Genomic DNA, 17,363 nt, shown 5'->3' with positions numbered 1-17,363 from the left:
GGATCACATCCAAAAAGAGATATAAAGAAAGGTAAATACCGGCAACGCAGCAGTTAAGCTGTCAATTCTATCCAGAATGCCGCCGTGGCCCGGCAACAAGGTGCCAGAATCTTTTATCTTGGCCACACGTTTAAACATACTTTCAGATAAATCACCGAATGCTGAAGCTAATGCAGTGATAAGCGTCACTGCCACCAATAAGCCTAGTTCTTGCTCTGGAGCCACATACATAACGCCCGCAACCACTACTAGACTAGTCACTAAGCCGCCAAATAAACCTTCTAAGGTTTTAGCTGGGCTTACATTAGGCATTAACTTATGTTTACCAAAAGCACGCCCTGCGAAATAGGCGCCGCTATCTGTTGCCCACACCACTAACATCACCAAAAATACTAACCAGCCTCCGAAATAAGGATCCAGCGGGCCGCTTAAGGATTTAAGTGCGATAAGTGAGGCAAAACAAGGGATTAACGTCAGTTGACCAAACATGGACTTAAGCATATGACTTTCTTTCCAAAACTGAGCGCTTTTGGGATAAGAAAAAATCAAAACTGTACTCAGTAACCACCAGAGTAAACCGATAGAAATAATTGCCACATAGATAGGATGTAATTGGCCTTGAAGCCACACTTGCTCTACGGGAACTAAAAAATTTAACGCAATGACTAATAGGCTAAGAGTCGTGGTAAATGACCATTGGGTAACATTACAACTGGGGTCAATAAAAGCGCCCCACTCTTTGGCTGCAATCATAAACACTACAACCAGTACCCATGAAAAATAAGTTGCGGGCAGTAAAAAAATAGCGCCCAAAACCAAAGGAATTAACCACAGTGCTGTTATTATTCGTTGTTTTAGCAAAAACTAATCCTCTTAATTCTTATAATGCGCGGATCTCTTCAATTTGACTGCCCGTCAGTCCAAAACGGCGCTGACGACTCGCAAATAAGGCAATCGCGTCACGGAACGCTTGCTCATTAAAATCTGGCCATAGGGTGTCGGTAAAAACCAACTCAGCATAAGCCGCCTGCCATAAAATAAAATTACTGATGCGACAATCTCCGCCAGTGCGGATCATTAAATCAACTTCGCTCTGATTTTGCATGCATAAATGTGCACTCAGGGCCTCTTCAGTCATCTGACTGCTGTTGATTTCGCCACTTTCTACTTGTTGAGCTAATTTTTGTGCGGCTTGAAGTATGTCCCAACGGCCACCATAGTTGGCAGCGACATTCAAAATCAAGCCGGTGTTGTCAGCAGTCTTACATTGAGCTTCATGTATTTGCTTCTGCAAACGCTCAGAAAAGCGGCTGATATCACCAATAATATTGAGACGAACTTGATTTTTATGCAGTAGTTTGATTTCCCGCTGCAATACAGTAAAAAACAGCTCCATCAACAAACTGACTTCTTTATCTGGCCTACGCCAATTTTCGCTTGAAAATGCGAATAAGGTTAATGAAGCAATCCCGAGTTGACTGGCGCAACTCACAGCCCGGCGCACAGCTTTAACACCCGCTTTATGACCTAAAACCCGAGCTCTTCCTTGCTGTTGAGCCCAGCGCCCATTACCGTCCATAATAATGGCAACATGCTTAGGCAGCGATTGTTTTACTATCGCCGAAAGCTCAAAATCAGTGTTATCTTGGTGTTGCTCATCGCGATCACCAGACTCATTTCCCACTGTGGATGACATCAACTACACCCCTAACAAAAGACAAACGCCGTGTAGTATACCTCCGTATACGACACGGCGCATCAAGTCTAAGCCATAACTCGGGACTATCTGCTTAAGATCAATACACAATCTGGCTAAAAATAGTCCGAATAAAGCAGCTGTCTTAAACTTCCATTAACTCTTTTTCTTTCGCGCTCAAAATGTCATCAACATTTTTGATGTTAGTGTCAGTATATTTTTGCACTTCATCTTCGCTGCGGCGTACATCATCTTCAGTACAGTCTTTGGCTTTTTCAAGCTTCTTCACTTCACTGATCGCATCACGACGCACGTTACGGATAGCAATACGGCCATTTTCCGCTTCGTTACGCACTACTTTGATGAAGTCTTTACGACGTTCTTCAGTCAATGCTGGTAATGGGATACGCAATGTGGCACCTGCTGTCATAGGGTTTAGCCCTAAATCCGAGCTCATGATGGCTTTTTCTACCGCTTGAACCAAAGAGCGGTCAAATACAGTCACAGACAAGGTACGTGAATCTTCAATACCTACGTTGGCAACTTGCTTAAGCGGTGCCATAGAACCGTAATAAGACACTTGAATAGAATCCAATAGGCTTGGATGAGCACGACCAGTGCGCACTTTAGACATTTGATTCTTAGTTGCCTCAACACATTTACCCATACGTTCTTGGGCATCTTGCATAATTGTTTCTATCACGATTAATATCCTTTTAGCTTACAAATTCAAAGGTGACATGACTTGACGCTGGGGCAATCATGTTGCCACTGATGTTATTGTTCAAGTCAGTAATAAATTGTTCAAAAACTAGTTCATGTTCTTGATATAAGTGCCTTCTTCTTCGCCCATGATAACACGGCGTAATGCACCGGGTTTATTCATGTTAAACACCAGAATAGGCATATTATGATCTCGAGCTAAAGTAAAGGCAGCCAAGTCCATAATTTTGAGCTCACGCTCTAATACTTCATTGTAACTTAAGACATCATGCTTAACGGCGTCTGGATCTTTCATTGGATCAGCAGAATATACGCCATCGACTTTGGTGCCTTTGAGTACCACTTCAGCTTCGATTTCAATGCCGCGTAAACAGGCTGCTGAATCTGTGGTACAAAATGGGTTACCTGTGCCAGCTGCAAAAATCACCACACGGCCAGACTTTAACAAACTGATGGCTTCAGCCCAATTATAATCGTCACACACGCCTTTAAGCGGGATAGCTGACATTAAACGTGCATTAACATAAGCACGGTGCAATGCATCACGCATCGCTAGACCATTCATGACTGTCGCCAACATACCCATATGATCGCCAACCACGCGGTTCATGCCAGCTTGTGCTAACCCTTCGCCACGAAACAGGTTGCCACCACCAATTACCACGCCCACTTGAATGCCTAACTCAACCAACTCTTTAATTTCTTGAGCCATACGGTCGAGTACTTTAGGGTCAATGCCGAAGCCTTCTTCGCCCATCAACGCTTCACCGCTTAATTTAAGAAGAATGCGTCTAAATGCAGGTTTTGGATTGGTGCTCATAATTTTGTCCTGATCATAATAAGACCGCAGCGATTGCTGCGGTCTTAGGGTATTTAGAGAAAAAGCAATTAAGCCTTTTTAGTAGCAGCGATTTGTGCAGCTACTTCAGCAGCAAAATCTTCTTCTTTCTTCTCAATACCTTCACCCACTTCTAAACGAATGAAGTTAGTTACCGTGGCTTTTTTCTCTTTAAGAACTTCACCAACAGTTTTCTTTGGTTCCATGATATAAGCTTGACCAGTAAGAGAGATCTCACCAGTGAACTTCTTCATACGACCAACAACCATCTTCTCAGCGATTTCTTGAGGCTTGCCTTCGTTCATTGCGATTTCAACCTGAAGTGCTTGCTCTCTTTCTACAAGATCAGCAGGCACATCTTCAGGGTTAACGAATTCAGGCTTAGAAGCTGCAACGTGCATTGCGATGTGCTTAAGCGTTTCTTCATCAGCAGCACCGGCAACAACAACACCGATACGATCGCCGTGGCGATAAGAAGCTAAGTTTGCACCGTCGATGTATTCAACGCGACGAACGTTGATGTTTTCACCAATTTTAGTCACAAGTGCAACACGAGTTTCTTCAAATTGTGCTTTTAAGTCTTCGATTGTCACTTTAGATGCAGCAGCAACGTCTAATACCGCATTAGCGAAGCTTAAGAAGTTTGAATCTTTTGCAACGAAGTCAGTTTGACAGTTAACTTCTAAAAGAGCCGCGAAACCTTCGCCGTTCTTGATTAGAATTGTACCGTCTGCAGCGATGTTACCGGCTTTTTTAGCCGCTTTTGCAGCGCCGCTCTTGCGCATGTTATCAATCGCTAATTCAATGTCACCGCCAGTTTCAGTCAGTGCATTCTTACAATCCATCATGCCAGCGCCAGTGCGGTCACGAAGTTCTTTAACTTGGGCTGCAGTAATTGCCATTGTTAAATCCTCTATTTTAATTCGTCTAATTTTGCATTTAAAAAACAGGGGCCAATAGGCCCCTGTTCACCAATTATCTATTGGCAAATAAGGGGGATGGAAACCATCACACCTTATTAAACAGCTTCTACGAAACCGTCTTGCTCAGCTTGAACAGCTAGATCTTGGCCACGGCCAGAGTTCGCAGCAGCTGCAACAGAAGAAGTATACAAACGGATAGCACGCATAGCGTCGTCGTTACCAGGAACGATGTAGTTAACACCATCTGGCGCAGAGTTTGTATCAACAACAGCAACAACTGGGATACCTAAGTTGTTAGCTTCTTTAATAGCGATATGCTCATGGTCTGCACCGATAACGAATAATACGTCAGGTAAGCCGCCCATGTTCTTGATCCCGCCTAAAGATTTTTCTAACTTCTCTAGTTCGCGAGTACGCATTAAAGCTTCTTTCTTAGTAAGCTTGTCGAAAGTACCGTCTACTGACTGGCTTTCTAGCTCTTTAAGACGCTTGATTGACTGACGAACAGTTTTCCAGTTAGTCAACATGCCACCTAACCAGCGGTGATCAACATAGTACTGGTCACAAGAAAGAGCAGACTCTTTGATTGCTTCGCCAGCGGCACGCTTAGTACCAACGAACAACACTTTACCTTTCTTAGACGCTACGTTGCTGATAAAAGCTAACGCTTCGTTGAACATAGGCACAGTGTGCTCAAGGTTAATGATGTGTACACCGTTGCGAGCGCCGAAGATGAATGGCTTCATCTTAGGGTTCCAGTAACGTGTTTGGTGACCGAAGTGAACACCAGCTTGTAGCATGTCGCGCATTGAAACAGTAGTCATTTTAATACCTTAATTTAGGGGGTTAGACCTCCACGCATCCCATGTCTTCGACCTAAAAAGGCACCCCGAAGAATGTGTCGATACGTGTGTGATTTAGTGTTTAGTTAGTTTGCCATGTATAATGGCTCGCACATTTTACGCTTAGTTTGCGATTAAGTGAAGAAAAGCCTGTCAAAAGATTTACTAAAGGAAAAAGTGGGTAACCTTTGCCTTAACACTCCTGACACCTTAAACTGCATCACTTATTCGCTGCAACCGTTGAATTAGTGAAGCTTAAGCTCAACCAAAGCAACTGAATTCGACAACCGTTAAAACATGAAGACACAAATACAGACGGCGCGCTTTATATCATAAATCGCCACTAATCACAAATTCAGCGGTGATGTTATCTTGCTGTCAGTGTCTTTGAAAATTTAAATTATCGCTAAATACGCCAAGAGAAATCCAATGAGCATAGTCATCAAGACAGCAGAAGAAATCGAGAAAATGCGTGCCGCCGGCAAGCTAGCCGCCGAAGTGTTAACCATGATAGCCCCTCATGTGAACGCTGGTGTCACCACAGATGAGTTAAACGACATCTGCGCTAAGTATACTGAAGAGCAAGGCGCCATTTCTGCCCCGCTTAATTACCATGGCTTTCCCAAGTCAATTTGCACCTCAGTTAATGATGTGATCTGCCACGGCATTCCTTCTGGTTACACCTTAAAAGACGGCGACATTCTCAATATCGATATTACCGTCATCAAAGACGGTTTCCATGGTGATACCTCGAAGATGTTCTTGATAGGTGAAGTCAGCGCAAAGGACAAGCGTCTTTGCCGTATCGCCCAAGAAAGCCTCTATCTTGCCATCCGTAAAGTTCGTCCAGGCATGAAACTTGGCGAAATTGGTACCGCAATAGAAAAATTCATCAAAGCTAGCAAAACAGGGCTTGATAAGTACTCCATAGTACAAGATTATTGTGGTCATGGAATTGGCGCGGGCTTTCACGAAGAGCCTCAAGTGGTCCATTACAAGAATAATGATAAAACGGTATTGCGCCCAGGTATGTGTTTTACCATAGAACCTATGATCAATGCTGGCCGTCAGACCAGTGTGCTCGACAGAAACGATAACTGGACAGTAACGACTGCCGATGGCAAAAATTCAGCCCAGTGGGAACATACCTTATTAGTCACGGCAACGGGTGTTGAAGTACTAACCTTACGTGATGAAGAAGACTTCCCGCGCATTATAAATAGCTAGTCTGACGAACCCAGTACCGCGAGTCAGATTGAGTAACTCGCGGTGCTGGATTGTGAGTTCATTTTTGCACTCACTTATAGGCTCCCATGGCCTTGTTTCTGACACAGTGCTAATTTAAGGTCTGATTGAAATCTACCTAATTGATTTAAAACAATAGTCATCAATAATAAGAGAGTTAACGTTATTACCATGAATAATGCGCTGGTCGCCAAACAACAGCTTGTCGAATTAAACCAGCGTTTAATGGCGCAATTCACCGCTCACGAGTCGATTGAATCACTCGTCAGTCAGCGCAGTCAATTTGTGGACACACTTCTCAGTGACACTTGGTGTCAACTAGCCCTTAACGATTTTCCTATTTCCCTTATTGCCGTTGGCGGTTACGGACGGAGCGAACTGCACCCTCATTCTGATATTGACCTGCTGATTTTGTTGCAAACAGATGCCATTTGCCAGCAAGCAGAAGCCCAGCTTAGCGCTTTTATCACTTTTTTATGGGATGCTGGCCTTGAAGTGGGTCACAGTGTCCGCACTTTACCCCAGACGTTAGATCTTGGCCGCAACGATATCACTATAGCCACCAACCTTATTGAGGCGCGCTATTTATGTGGTAATGAGTACCAGTTCGACCTGCTCTATGACAGCTTAAGACAACAGGATTTTTGGCCATCAGAACGTTTCTACAGTGCAAAAAAAGCCGAGCAGCAAAACCGCCACACCAAAGGGAGCGCCTTCGATTTAGAGCCCAATCTTAAAACCTGTCCTGGTGGCCTTAGGGATATTCAAACCATAGCTTGGGTCGCGATGCGTCATTTTGATGCTGCCAAACTCGAAGATTTAGTCGTCCATGAGTTTTTAACCCCCTCAGAGCTTGATGAACTGTTAGCCTGCCAGCGCTTCTTGTGGCAACTCAGATTTGCGTTACACATGATTTCAAATCGCAATGAAAATAGACTGTTATTCGATTTACAGCGTCAAGTTGCCAGCATGATGGGCTATGAAGATGCCACCCAGTTGGCAGTCGAACAGATGATGAAACAATACTACCGCACAGTACGCTGTGTGATAGAACTCAATGAAATGCTACTGCAGCTGTTTAAACGTGCCACCCTAGGCCAAACTCATGCCCTCGTTATCCAGCCAATCAATGAGTGTTATCAGCGCCGCGGCCGCTTTATCGAAGTCCTCGATGACAGCTTATTTAGCCGCTGTCCTGAAGAAATTATCAGACTGTTTTATATCGTGGCGCAAAATTCTAATATCCAGGGTATTTATGCCCCCACCTTGCGATTGTTACGCCAAGCAAGACAAGGCCTAAGCCAAGCCTTACAAGAAGATGATGCTTGTCGCAAAGCCTTTATGGATATTTTGAAACACCCCAGAGGTATAAGCTCACTGTCTTTGATGCATAAGCACGGAATTTTATCCTCCTACTTACCTGCTTGGCGAAAAATTGAAGGCCAGATGCAGTTCGATTTATTCCATGCTTATACCGTTGATGAACATACCCACAGATTATTGCTAAATATCGACCGTTTCTCTCAAGCGGATCAAAAAGATGAATTTCCCCTCGGCGCGATACTGATTAATCAGTTACCAAAAAAAGGCTTACTGGTCTTGGGCGCCATCTTCCATGATATCGCCAAAGGGCGCGGCGGAGACCACAGCAAACTGGGCGCTAAAGATGCCGTTGATTTTTGTAAATTGCACGGCCTTAACGATCATGATGGTCGCATGGTCGCTTGGCTGGTTGAGCAGCATCTGGTAATGTCCATCACAGCCCAAAGACGCGACATTTCAGATCCCGAAGTAGTGGCCGAATTTGCCCATAAAGTCCGTGATGCGGTGCATTTAAGTTATTTATACTGCTTAACCGTTGCAGATATCTGCGCTACGAATGAAAAAACCTGGAACAGCTGGAAAGGGTCTTTACTCAGCGACTTGTATTTCTCCACCCAAAGGGTGCTCGCCAGAGGCAAAGAAAAACCCATTGACGTGCGGGCAAGAGTGCAAGAAATACAAGCAAAGGCTAAGAAAGAGCTGTTAAGACGTGGCCTTAAAGAAAAAGACATGGAGACCCTGTGGAGCCGCTTTAAGTCGGATTATTTCTTGCGTCATCAAGCCAGCCAAGTGGCTTGGCACACCGAAGCCATCATTAAACATGGTCAGCAAGATGAACCGCTGATCTTACTCTCCAAGCAGGCAACCCGTGGCGGCACAGAGCTATTTGTCTATAGCAAGGACAAACCTAAGTTATTTGCCACTGTGATGACAGTGCTCGATAATAAAAATATCAATGTTCATGACGCGAACATCATGACATCTAAAGATAATTACGCCCTCGACACGTTTGTTATTCTTGAGCAAGATGGTGAAGCCATTAACCAATTATCGCGCATTCAAAGTATCCGCAAAGCGCTAGAAAAAGCCCTAGCCAGCGATAACCCTAAATTACCAAAATTTAGGAAGATGGCGCGCATAATGCGCCCGTTTAATGTTCCCACTCAAGTGAGCTTTTTGCCCAGTGCCCGCCAAGGCACCAGCCTGATGGAATTAATTGCCTTAGACAGCCCAGGGCTACTGGCCAAAGTCGGTGATATTTTTTATCGTTGTGACGTGACATTAATCGCCGCTAAAATCACCACCATTGGTGAGCGAGCTGAAGATTTCTTTATTTTACAAACTCATGAAGGTAAAGCCTTGGATGAGCCCTCGCAGCAAAAATTAGCGCAGAGCCTCACTTTGGCCTTATCAGCCCATGCATCCAGCATGTAATTTATTCTTTTAATCATTATTTGGAGCACCTTATGGAGGCATTACGCCAACGTATTGAAACCGCATTTGAAAACCGTCAACACATCACCCCAGGAACAGTTGAGCCAAGCCTTCGCGCCGATGTCGAAACCGTTATCGCTATGCTAGATAAAGGCCAAGCACGAGTGGCTGAGAAAATCGACGGCCAGTGGCATGTCCACCAGTGGTTGAAAAAAGCGGTGTTACTGTCGTTTCGCATTTTCGATAATGGCGTTATCGAAGGCGGTGATACCAAGTATTTTGATAAAGTGCCACAAAAATTTGCCGGCTATGATGAAGCCCGTTTTAAAGCTGAGGCTATTCGCGTCGTGCCACCTGCCACAGTTCGTAAAGGCTCATTTATCGGTAAGAACACAGTATTAATGCCCTCTTACGTAAACTTAGGTGCCTATGTTGATGAAGGCACTATGGTTGATACTTGGGCCACAGTCGGTTCGTGCGCACAGATTGGCAAAAACGTACATTTGTCAGGCGGCGTTGGTATTGGTGGCGTACTTGAGCCGTTACAAGCTGGCCCGACAATTATCGAAGATAACTGCTTTATCGGTGCTCGCAGTGAGATTGTTGAAGGCGTTGTGGTTGAAGAAGGCAGTGTGATTTCAATGGGCGTTTATATCGGTCAAAGCACCCGGATTTTTGACCGTGAAACTGGTGAAGTGCATTACGGCCGAGTGCCTGCAGGCTCTGTGGTGGTTTCAGGCAACTTACCTTCAGCTTGTGGCAAGTACAGTTTATATGCCGCTATCATAGTCAAGAAAGTAGACGCTAAGACGCGCGCTAAAGTCGGGATCAACGAACTATTACGCATCGTTGACTAGCCGTTAGCACCAAAAAAAAACCAGTCATTGACTTAATGCTATTCGGATAAGCATTACTGTTTATAGTTAAGTGGATAGCGGCTAGGTATATAGAGCACTGAGCGTGGATACGTTCGGTGCTTTCTTTTATCTGGAAGGATAAAGTGTTTTATATCGGCTCGCATTTGCTTAAGTTTCGCTGGCAACTTTCCATCTGGTGATAAAGCAAGCCACCTTAATGGTGTATCTATCAAGCTTATTGCCGCGGTAAAACTGATACGGGTTGGCGCAACTTTAGCTTCCTTTGCTATCGCTGCCATTTCTAAACGAACCAGATTATAAGCGATAAGCAATAAAACGAGCACGCCATGTTTCGGGAAGCTCGGGGTTTTTCTTTCTCGCTTGGGGAGAGACTGGTATATCAATGAGCAAATCATTATTCGCAAACTCTTCGACCACCTCGTAACGCATTTTTGACTTTACTGGGGTCAGCCAATGTCGCTGTACCCCAGAGCTTTGCCAATTGACTAATCAGTCAGCGGAGAAATAACAACGGTCAAATAGGGTTAAGGAGTGATCAGGTATATCTTGGACTAAACGCTGTGCGAGTGTGCTCTCTCCTACGTGACAGCCATCAAAGGCAGCACCTAATACCATTCTGGTTTCAGTAGATATAAGGCTGACTAATCGAAGTTGAGGATAAGGTTTGTGTGTTTTTGAAATTAATCCCATCCAAAGCACTAGCCAGACTGCCTGCTGTGCAGGCAGACGGCGATGACGGATACTCGCCTTGTTAGCTGAAAGGAGTGATTGTTCGATCCACTCTGAATCAATAGCCTCCATTACAGAACCATAAGACCCACTTTCTTCAACAGACTCATGAACTAATTCAAGCTCTTGCTCAAACATAAAAAATCCCCACCAGAATACTGGTAGGGATTATCATTCATCTGCAAGATCGGTCAAGTACCCTTAAACGATAGGCATTGCAGTCATTGACTGGGCTTTTTATTTACCACTTGACTCATGGGACAGGCTAAAACACCACGGTTTTATTGCCGTACACTATCACCTGTTCATTCAATACCAATTGCAATGCCTTACTCAGTACACTTTTTTCTACATCACGGCCATTATGCGCCATTTCTTCAGCGCTAAAAGTATGATCAACCGAAATAACATCTTGTTTAATAATTGGGCCTTCATCGAGGCAATCATTCACAAAGTGAGCCGTAGCACCAATAATTTTAACCCCTCGCTCCCACGCTTGCTTGTAAGGCGATGCGCCAATAAAGGCAGGTAAAAATGAATGATGGATATTAATGATTTTATCAGGATAGGCATTCACAAATTCAGGGGTTAGCACCCGCATGTATTTAGCCAACACCACATAATCTGGCTGATAGCCATTCACTATCTGCAGTATGGCTTGTTCATGCTCCAACCTATCTAAACCTTGATGGCACACATGATGAAAAGGTATATCAAACTTCTCGGTTAAATTACGCAAATTATCATAATTACCCACTACAGCGGCGATTTCCACATCTAGGCCGCCATAATAGGCTTTCATCAACAAGTCCCCTAAGCAATGAGCTTCCTTAGTAACCATGACAACAATGCGTTTCTTATCGGCAGCCACCAGCTTGGTATGATTTTGGGCTGGTAAGACTTGGCGTAATGCGCTGAGTAAACTAGCATCATCAAACACACCTTCAAGCACAGTACGCATAAAAAATCGACCTTGAATGCGGTCAACAAACTCAGTATTTTTAATGATGTTGAGCTGATGAGCAAAACAGACACTGGTTATTTTAGCGATAAGCCCCTTAGCATCGGCGCAATCTGTGATTAAAATTTTTCTTACTTTGTTTTCTGGCTCTGAAGAAACCATGCTTTACTCCTCGATGATGACTCAAGCCTGAAATGGACTCGTCTACTTTATCTGTAATTAAGAATAATCTTTATTTGAGAATAAAGTATTTTAGAAACAAATCAATCAACAAAGTCCCGAATTCAACTCTGAAGTGCGACACTCACCAAATTTAGCGTTAAGCATTAGTCGAGGATGGGGCTAAGTTTAGCGGCGGGAATCTAAGTATTTTTGTAATAATTTACGTAAGGTTTCGGCTTTAGTGCCAAAAACCACCTGTACGCCCTTACCTACCACAATAACGCCCTTAGCCCCCAGACGCATCAAGCGAGCTTTGTCCACTAAGGTGGCGTCTATGACGCTTATCCTAAGGCGTGTTAAGCACGCATTCAGCTCAAGCACGTTTTGCCGGCCGCCTAGGGCTGCAATCATGGAACGTAAGCTTTCCTTTTGCTCATCATTATTGCTGCTGGCCAATCTACCAGGGGTTTTTAAGTTAAAACTTAAAATACTTGTGGTAAATAATGCATAGTAGATCACCCCAGTTAAGGGGCCTAAGATCAATAACCAATTGGTATTAGAAGATAAAGAATACAGTAAACTAAAATCAACTAAGCCATGGGAAAACACAATTCCATGGTGTACTTCAAGCAGCACACACAGGCTGTATGCTAAGCCCGTTAACAGGGCATGGCAAAAAAACAACATAGGGGCGACAAATAAAAAGGCAAATTCCAGCGGCTCAGTCACCCCAGTTAACCAACTGGCCATGGCCGCAGAAAGCATAATGCCGGCAACACGGTTACGCTCACTTTTATCAGCGCAGCGCCAGATAGCCAGTGCAGCCGCTGGCAAACCCCACATTTTAATTAAATAACCACCGGCAAGATTACCAGCTGAAGGATCCCCCGCTAAATAGCGGCCTATTTCGCCGCGGATCACTTGACTGCCATCAAAAAACTGCCCCACTTCTAAATAAAATGGCGCATTCCAAATATGGTGTAACCCTAAGGGAATAAGCAACCGCTCAACCAGGCCATAGATCCCAAAAGCCAAGGAAGGCTCTTGGTACACTGCCCAATCAGAAAGACGCTGAATCACCACTGACAAACTCGGCCACAGTAAACTCAGTAGGTAAGCAAGACCAATGGTCAATGGGATAACGATTAATGGTGCACTGCGCCTACCCTCAAAAAATGAAAACATAGCGGGTAAGCGTAAATGTTGGCTGAACTTTACTGCTAAACAGGTCACTGCACCGACTAAAATTCCGCCTACAATTCCCGTATCTATAGTATCTATTCCCCAAAGGGGCCTTGAAGGTAGCTGATATAGTGCAGTGAGTGCACCTAAGGTGGACTGAAACACCCCAAAACCAAACACCGCAGAAAATGCCGCTATACCTTGGTCTTTACAAAAACCAATGGCGATAGCAACACTAAAAAGCAGCGGCATCATGGTGAAAATCAATTTCCCCACTGCGGCAAAAATCATAGTCAATTCAATGGGAATAAACGGCAGTGGATTAACCGTTAGCCCAAGCATAATCCCAGCGGCTGGCAAAATGGCAATGGGTACCAACAGCGCTTGGCTCAAACGTTGGGCGAATTTAAACCATTGTTGATTTAAGTAACTTAATGCCCGACTTGGTTGTGCCACACGTCTATCCACTCTAGGGCATCATCTTCTGGACTCATGGTTTCGCTGGCATCAATTTCAAGTAATGGCGTGACGGCTTTAGCGCCAAGCTCTTCAAACAAGGCTTCAAATTGCTTCGCGGCGCCGCAAAAGGTTTCATAACAAGAATCACCTAGACCTATGATGCTGTAGTTCAGTTTAGGCAGATAAGGGGCAGTTGATTTAAGTAAGTTAAACCAAGGAAAAATATCATCGGGCAGATCCCCTTGTCCCGTGGTGGAACAAATAATGATTAATAGTTCATCTTCTGGCGGGGTAAAACTCGCAAGTTCGTTAGGATGTTTTATCGCCACCTCATAGTCTAGTTTTTCTATGGCTGCGGCCAAGGTCTCTGCAACGTGTTGAGCGCTGCCATAGACAGTACCAAATACCAGATTTACTTTCTGCATCAATCTATTCCCTTAAACGTGATAAAACTAATCATGGCTCGATTCGGCCACTGTTATGATTTATGAGTTGGCACTTAACCTGAGTGGCACGGGCTCAATCCTAAGTCATTGAGCATAGGTTCAGCCAATCATAGTAACAACTTTATATTTGCCCTGCACCTTAGCTAAGCAAGTTTGCTTAAATAATTCCAGACTCGGTTAACTGCTGTTCATTCCAGCCCAATAAAGTGAAACTTGCCAACCACTGGGGCTCAATTTGAGTTTCAATTGTCATGGGTTTTCCAGTCACTGGATGGGTAAAACTCAGCCGCTTGGCTATTAGCCATAGGCGATTTACACCGAAGTGTTCTCGGCTGAATTTATTTTGCTTGCCGTCACCATGGGTCGTGTCACCTAAAATGGGGTGGCGTAAATGGGCCATGTGACGCCGCAGTTGATGCTTACGGCCTGTATGAGGACTTAATTTTATCAGTGCAAAACGACTGGTGGGATAGCGGCCCGAGCTAAAGGGGATTTCACTGTTGAGCAAGGGCTGATAGCTAGTTTGCGCTTCTTGAGCAGGTTTCCCCACCGTTGCATGTTTGTCAGCGACATCATCAAGCTCGATTCTTAACGGGTAATCTAACAAGCCAGCTTCGTACATATTGCCTCGCACCAAGGCTAAATAGTCTTTTTTAATCGTATGATTAGCAAATTGCTCACACAAGTTACGAGCCGCTTCACTGCTTTTTGCAAACAGTAATACCCCGGATGTGGGCCTGTCGAGTCTGTGCACCGGGAACACATGGCAGCCAACTAAATCCCGAGTGAGCTGCATGGCAAAAAAACGCTCTTTACGGGCTAAATAACTGCGATGCACCAATAAACCTGCAGGTTTATGAATTGCCACTATGTCATCGTCTTGATACAAGATAGTCAGTGCTGGCGCTTGTTGGTCTGACTCATTTGAGCCTGCAATGACTCCCGCTTCATCGGTATCTAATCCACTGTCGTCTTGCTCATAAATATCAGTATAATCAAATGCATCAGTTGAGATGTCAGCCATATCACTGAGCTGAGGTGTAACGTTAATATCCGGCATTAATAAAGTCATCCATTGCGATAAGTTGGTCAATGATTGGCTGACGTGAAGCATCAGCTTGCCACACTTGAGCAGCCATAGGCGCTATCTGCATATGAGTAGGTAACGCCTGCTGCGCATTGATTAGCGCGCTGAATTTGGGAATAAAAATAAACTGCAGCCACTGCTCAAAGGCCAGTGTATCGCAGGCAAAGGGGGCTGTGCTTGCTAACGCCGCGGCAGATGGCGTGCTATTTGCCCAGAGATATTGCTGTTTCAACAAGGCTTCTAGGTTAGCTAAATGGATTTTACAAGATTTATAAGGCATAAAAATATCAATGTGAACTCAAGGCTTATAGCGGGATATGATATCATCTCGCGGTTGTTATCCAAATAAACCAAGTAAATGGCGCAGACATGACCGAAATTACCACTTTAAGCCAGTTTCTCACCACGGCAAAAACCCAATTCCAAGTGTATGATTTAGGACGCAGAGTCCAGCATATTGATGCTATCGCATTCCATCAAATTGAATCGCTGCTCGCGCCTTACCCTTTTCCTATTCAAGGCCATGCGCAGATTGGACTCGTTTTTTGGCAGCATGCAGATCAGCCCTACATTTGGTTTCTAAAACTGCCTTTGGATGAACAAGGTTTGTTATCTCCGGCTCCTCGCAGCCAATTTATCCAAATGATTTTAGATGCACTGGGCAAAGACCTAACCCAAGAGTTAACCGAAGCGCAGCAGGAACAATTTGCTAACCACCCTTTTAGCTTCAAACCGAATCAACACAAACTGGCGCTATTTAATGCGCTGGTGCGCCAGCAGTTGGGGCAACAAGCTTCCAGCCAGTATGAACTGGCGGCGCAATATTTATCAGGCCAGTCCTTAGTTGGAGCGTCAACAGCTGTTGAACAAGGCTGTAATAACTGGGAGCAACTTGGGCTTCAAGGCATTGCAGATGTGTGCGTTAGAGTCAAAAATCTTGATCATTTAAACAGTTTAATCGCTTGTTTCGATTTCGCTCCCCTGCCTGTTCAAGCGGCAATTTGCCAATGCTTGGAACACTTGCCGCTTGAGCCAAGTTTAGCGGCGCGAGTCTATCAGCAATTTGAACAAGCCCTTGATGAACACAAAGCGAGTTATTTAGCAGCGCTAGCATCAAACCCAAGCCTTTCAATCAAGGCCATCAAGCACTTAAGTCAAGGTAACTTACTCGATGCAAACCATCTAATCACAATCGCTGCCAGAAACTGGCTTGCCTTACAAGACCCAGACTGTAGAACAATCTTCCTTGAAGCGTTAGCACTGCAAGAGCAAGGCTTTTTCAATCAAGTTTTTGCTGATATTGTAGCGATTCCAAGTCTACGTCAGGCATTGCTGCTCGAACTTCGCAATCCCGAGCGCAGTGACACCCTTTCTATTGCCATTGGCGGTTTATTTAAGGCGGCTCAATCATGATGTCAGATGTCATTTTAATCCTAGCGCTATTTGTTCTTGCTGCCTTCTTTTGGCAATTAAGACAAATGGCTGAATTAAGTCGTGTCTTTGCCGAACAGGCTTGTCGAAAACAAAGTGTTCAATTGCTTGCCATTGCCATGGTTCATGCAAGACCCAGCTTTGGTGGTCATACAGGTATCTGCTGGAAAGCCACATTTATGTTTGAATTTAGCACCGACGGCATGGATCAACATCAGGGACAGCTGTCGATGAAAGGTAAACAAATCCAAGGGGTTGAATGGCCAGTATTTCCCGAACCTGAGTGGAATGACGCGCCGTTATCTCAAGGAAAATTTGGTGGTTGCGGCACTCAATCCCGTTGCAGCACCGGTAAATGCCATTAGCCATTATGCTTGCGGTTCACTGGGAGCCGTCAGTATTTCATAGCTTGTTTATTCTTAGCTCGCCATTCAGTTCATCACTGTCTAACTCTTCAATATGAGGCGCAAACTTGTAGATAAGGGCAGACTCTCACTAACAAAGGTGATGCTGTCTAGTTTTACTAATTCCGAGAAAGTGAGTTTTTTCTGCCCTTCTTTTGGCGTTGTATCCGCCTTATCTTGCTCATACTCTGTGATTCTATCGCTATCAGGCGCTTGGCCATTTTCGCTTATCAATTGCCACTGCAACCCTTTATCTAAGCTTGCATTGAATGATTCAATCCGTAGCATTGGTGGTTTGTAGGTATCGCCACAAGTATTTCTTGTCATCGGTATTTTCACTCACCTGCAGCAACGCGGCCTTGGCAACGTCAATGTTTATAACTTCAATTCGAGTTTGGCTTTCGGTTTGGGTCTGAATTGGATCTTGTGCCCATGAAGAAAAGCTCAGTAATGTGATACTTAATCCGGCCAATGCAATGTAATGGTCTAATGAAACTGGAGTGATTTTCAGCTTAAAATACACAAAATCTTATCGGTATTAAACATGACCAGAAAAAGCGCAGTCCATATCAGCCCTCTTCAAAAATTAGAATATGCCAA

The 17,363-nt window shown here is 44.4% G+C and carries 17 protein-coding genes and 1 pseudogene; 5 read left to right on the top strand and 13 right to left on the bottom strand.

Annotation, left to right across the window (positions count from 1 at the left end; translation table 11 throughout):
• Positions 1-3: 3 nt before the first annotated feature.
• The 6 genes from H5073_RS15265 to rpsB all read right to left on the bottom strand — a co-directional run bounded on the left by H5073_RS15265 (position 4) and on the right by rpsB (position 5,004).
• Positions 4-861 (bottom strand): phosphatidate cytidylyltransferase, encoded by an 858-nt coding sequence (locus tag H5073_RS15265; RefSeq protein ID WP_182680427.1) that lies wholly within the window; start codon positions 859-861, stop codon positions 4-6.
• Between the two features lie 19 nt (positions 862-880).
• A complete protein-coding gene (locus H5073_RS15260) occupies positions 881-1,696 on the bottom strand; it encodes an isoprenyl transferase (RefSeq protein ID WP_182680426.1) in 816 nt (271 codons plus the stop codon).
• A gap of 145 nt (positions 1,697-1,841) precedes the next feature.
• Complete coding sequence (gene frr / locus H5073_RS15255; RefSeq protein ID WP_220488082.1) at positions 1,842-2,384, bottom strand: ribosome recycling factor; 543 nt, start codon at positions 2,382-2,384, stop codon at positions 1,842-1,844.
• A gap of 123 nt (positions 2,385-2,507) precedes the next feature.
• Positions 2,508-3,239, bottom strand: a complete 732-nt coding sequence (pyrH, locus tag H5073_RS15250) for a UMP kinase (RefSeq protein ID WP_182680424.1) — start codon at positions 3,237-3,239, stop codon at positions 2,508-2,510.
• A 68-nt stretch (positions 3,240-3,307) separates the two neighbouring features.
• Positions 3,308-4,159, bottom strand: a complete 852-nt coding sequence (gene tsf, locus H5073_RS15245; protein ID WP_182680423.1) for a translation elongation factor Ts — start codon at positions 4,157-4,159, stop codon at positions 3,308-3,310.
• A 116-nt stretch (positions 4,160-4,275) separates the two neighbouring features.
• On the bottom strand, positions 4,276-5,004 hold the full coding sequence (rpsB, locus tag H5073_RS15240) for a 30S ribosomal protein S2 (protein WP_182680422.1): 729 nt from the start codon (positions 5,002-5,004) through the stop codon (positions 4,276-4,278).
• Between the two features lie 420 nt (positions 5,005-5,424).
• Between rpsB and map the strand changes: the two genes are divergently transcribed.
• The 3 genes from map (at position 5,425) to dapD (ending at position 9,881) form a co-directional block, all read left to right on the top strand.
• Positions 5,425-6,249, top strand: a complete 825-nt coding sequence (gene map / locus H5073_RS15235; protein ID WP_310734258.1) for a type I methionyl aminopeptidase — start codon at positions 5,425-5,427, stop codon at positions 6,247-6,249.
• A gap of 189 nt (positions 6,250-6,438) precedes the next feature.
• Complete coding sequence (gene glnD, locus H5073_RS15230; protein ID WP_182680420.1) at positions 6,439-9,024, top strand: bifunctional uridylyltransferase/uridylyl-removing protein GlnD; 2,586 nt, start codon at positions 6,439-6,441, stop codon at positions 9,022-9,024.
• Between the two features lie 32 nt (positions 9,025-9,056).
• Positions 9,057-9,881, top strand: a complete 825-nt coding sequence (gene dapD, locus H5073_RS15225; protein WP_182680419.1) for a 2,3,4,5-tetrahydropyridine-2,6-dicarboxylate N-succinyltransferase — start codon at positions 9,057-9,059, stop codon at positions 9,879-9,881.
• 53 nt (positions 9,882-9,934) lie between these two features.
• Here the strand turns inward: dapD and H5073_RS15220 are convergent.
• The 6 genes and pseudogenes from H5073_RS15220 to H5073_RS15195 all read right to left on the bottom strand — a co-directional run bounded on the left by H5073_RS15220 (position 9,935) and on the right by H5073_RS15195 (position 15,208).
• Positions 9,935-10,769, bottom strand: a pseudogene (locus H5073_RS15220) (transposase domain-containing protein).
• A 127-nt stretch (positions 10,770-10,896) separates the two neighbouring features.
• Positions 10,897-11,754, bottom strand: a complete 858-nt coding sequence (gene purU / locus H5073_RS15215; protein WP_182680418.1) for a formyltetrahydrofolate deformylase — start codon at positions 11,752-11,754, stop codon at positions 10,897-10,899.
• 186 nt (positions 11,755-11,940) lie between these two features.
• Complete coding sequence (locus H5073_RS15210; RefSeq protein WP_182680417.1) at positions 11,941-13,392, bottom strand: PTS transporter subunit EIIC; 1,452 nt, start codon at positions 13,390-13,392, stop codon at positions 11,941-11,943.
• Positions 13,368-13,820, bottom strand: a complete 453-nt coding sequence (locus tag H5073_RS15205; RefSeq protein WP_182680416.1) for a flavodoxin — start codon at positions 13,818-13,820, stop codon at positions 13,368-13,370. The genes H5073_RS15210 and H5073_RS15205 overlap by 25 nt, the downstream gene beginning before the upstream one ends.
• A gap of 178 nt (positions 13,821-13,998) precedes the next feature.
• On the bottom strand, positions 13,999-14,865 hold the full coding sequence (gene truC, locus H5073_RS15200) for a tRNA pseudouridine(65) synthase TruC (RefSeq protein ID WP_259394919.1): 867 nt from the start codon (positions 14,863-14,865) through the stop codon (positions 13,999-14,001).
• Between the two features lie 22 nt (positions 14,866-14,887).
• Positions 14,888-15,208, bottom strand: a complete 321-nt coding sequence (locus tag H5073_RS15195) for a YqcC family protein (RefSeq protein WP_182680414.1) — start codon at positions 15,206-15,208, stop codon at positions 14,888-14,890.
• Positions 15,209-15,297: 89 nt separating this feature from the next.
• On the opposite strand from H5073_RS15195, the gene H5073_RS15190 reads away from it, so the two are divergent.
• Together H5073_RS15190 and H5073_RS15185 are read left to right on the top strand one after the other, a co-directional pair.
• The gene (locus H5073_RS15190) at positions 15,298-16,341 is read left to right on the top strand and encodes a DUF3549 family protein (RefSeq protein ID WP_182680413.1); all 1,044 of its coding nucleotides are present in this window, start codon (positions 15,298-15,300) and stop codon (positions 16,339-16,341) included.
• Positions 16,338-16,724, top strand: a complete 387-nt coding sequence (locus tag H5073_RS15185) for a DUF3301 domain-containing protein (protein ID WP_182680412.1) — start codon at positions 16,338-16,340, stop codon at positions 16,722-16,724. The genes H5073_RS15190 and H5073_RS15185 overlap by 4 nt, the downstream gene beginning before the upstream one ends.
• 81 nt (positions 16,725-16,805) lie before the next feature.
• On the opposite strand, the gene H5073_RS15180 is transcribed toward H5073_RS15185, so the two are convergent.
• A complete protein-coding gene (locus H5073_RS15180) occupies positions 16,806-17,090 on the bottom strand; it encodes a hypothetical protein (protein ID WP_182680411.1) in 285 nt (94 codons plus the stop codon).
• Positions 17,091-17,363: the final 273 nt, after the last annotated feature.

Origin of the sequence: Shewanella sp. SR44-3, from assembly GCF_014163735.1 — a bacterium.
In the GTDB taxonomy this organism is placed as follows: Bacteria; Pseudomonadota; Gammaproteobacteria; order Enterobacterales; family Shewanellaceae; genus Shewanella.
This window is presented reverse-complemented; position numbering and strand designations above follow the sequence as displayed.

Excerpts from the sequence above, each read along its gene's own strand:
- H5073_RS15260 (WP_182680426.1), bottom strand. The coding sequence starts at position 1,696 with ATGTCATCCACAGTGGGAAATGAGTCTGGTGATCGCGATGAGCAACAC.
- frr (WP_220488082.1), bottom strand. The coding sequence starts at position 2,384 with ATGCAAGATGCCCAAGAACGTATGGGTAAATGTGTTGAGGCAACTAAG.
- pyrH (WP_182680424.1), bottom strand. The coding sequence starts at position 3,239 with ATGAGCACCAATCCAAAACCTGCATTTAGACGCATTCTTCTTAAATTA.
- tsf (WP_182680423.1), bottom strand. The coding sequence starts at position 4,159 with ATGGCAATTACTGCAGCCCAAGTTAAAGAACTTCGTGACCGCACTGGC.
- rpsB (WP_182680422.1), bottom strand. The coding sequence starts at position 5,004 with ATGACTACTGTTTCAATGCGCGACATGCTACAAGCTGGTGTTCACTTC.
- glnD (WP_182680420.1), top strand. The coding sequence starts at position 6,439 with ATGAATAATGCGCTGGTCGCCAAACAACAGCTTGTCGAATTAAACCAG.
- dapD (WP_182680419.1), top strand. The coding sequence starts at position 9,057 with ATGGAGGCATTACGCCAACGTATTGAAACCGCATTTGAAAACCGTCAA.
- purU (WP_182680418.1), bottom strand. The coding sequence starts at position 11,754 with ATGGTTTCTTCAGAGCCAGAAAACAAAGTAAGAAAAATTTTAATCACA.
- H5073_RS15205 (WP_182680416.1), bottom strand. The coding sequence starts at position 13,820 with ATGCAGAAAGTAAATCTGGTATTTGGTACTGTCTATGGCAGCGCTCAA.
- truC (WP_259394919.1), bottom strand. The coding sequence starts at position 14,865 with ATGGCTGACATCTCAACTGATGCATTTGATTATACTGATATTTATGAG.
- H5073_RS15195 (WP_182680414.1), bottom strand. The coding sequence starts at position 15,208 with ATGCCTTATAAATCTTGTAAAATCCATTTAGCTAACCTAGAAGCCTTG.
- H5073_RS15190 (WP_182680413.1), top strand. The coding sequence starts at position 15,298 with ATGACCGAAATTACCACTTTAAGCCAGTTTCTCACCACGGCAAAAACC.
- H5073_RS15185 (WP_182680412.1), top strand. The coding sequence starts at position 16,338 with ATGATGTCAGATGTCATTTTAATCCTAGCGCTATTTGTTCTTGCTGCC.
- H5073_RS15180 (WP_182680411.1), bottom strand. The coding sequence starts at position 17,090 with ATGACAAGAAATACTTGTGGCGATACCTACAAACCACCAATGCTACGG.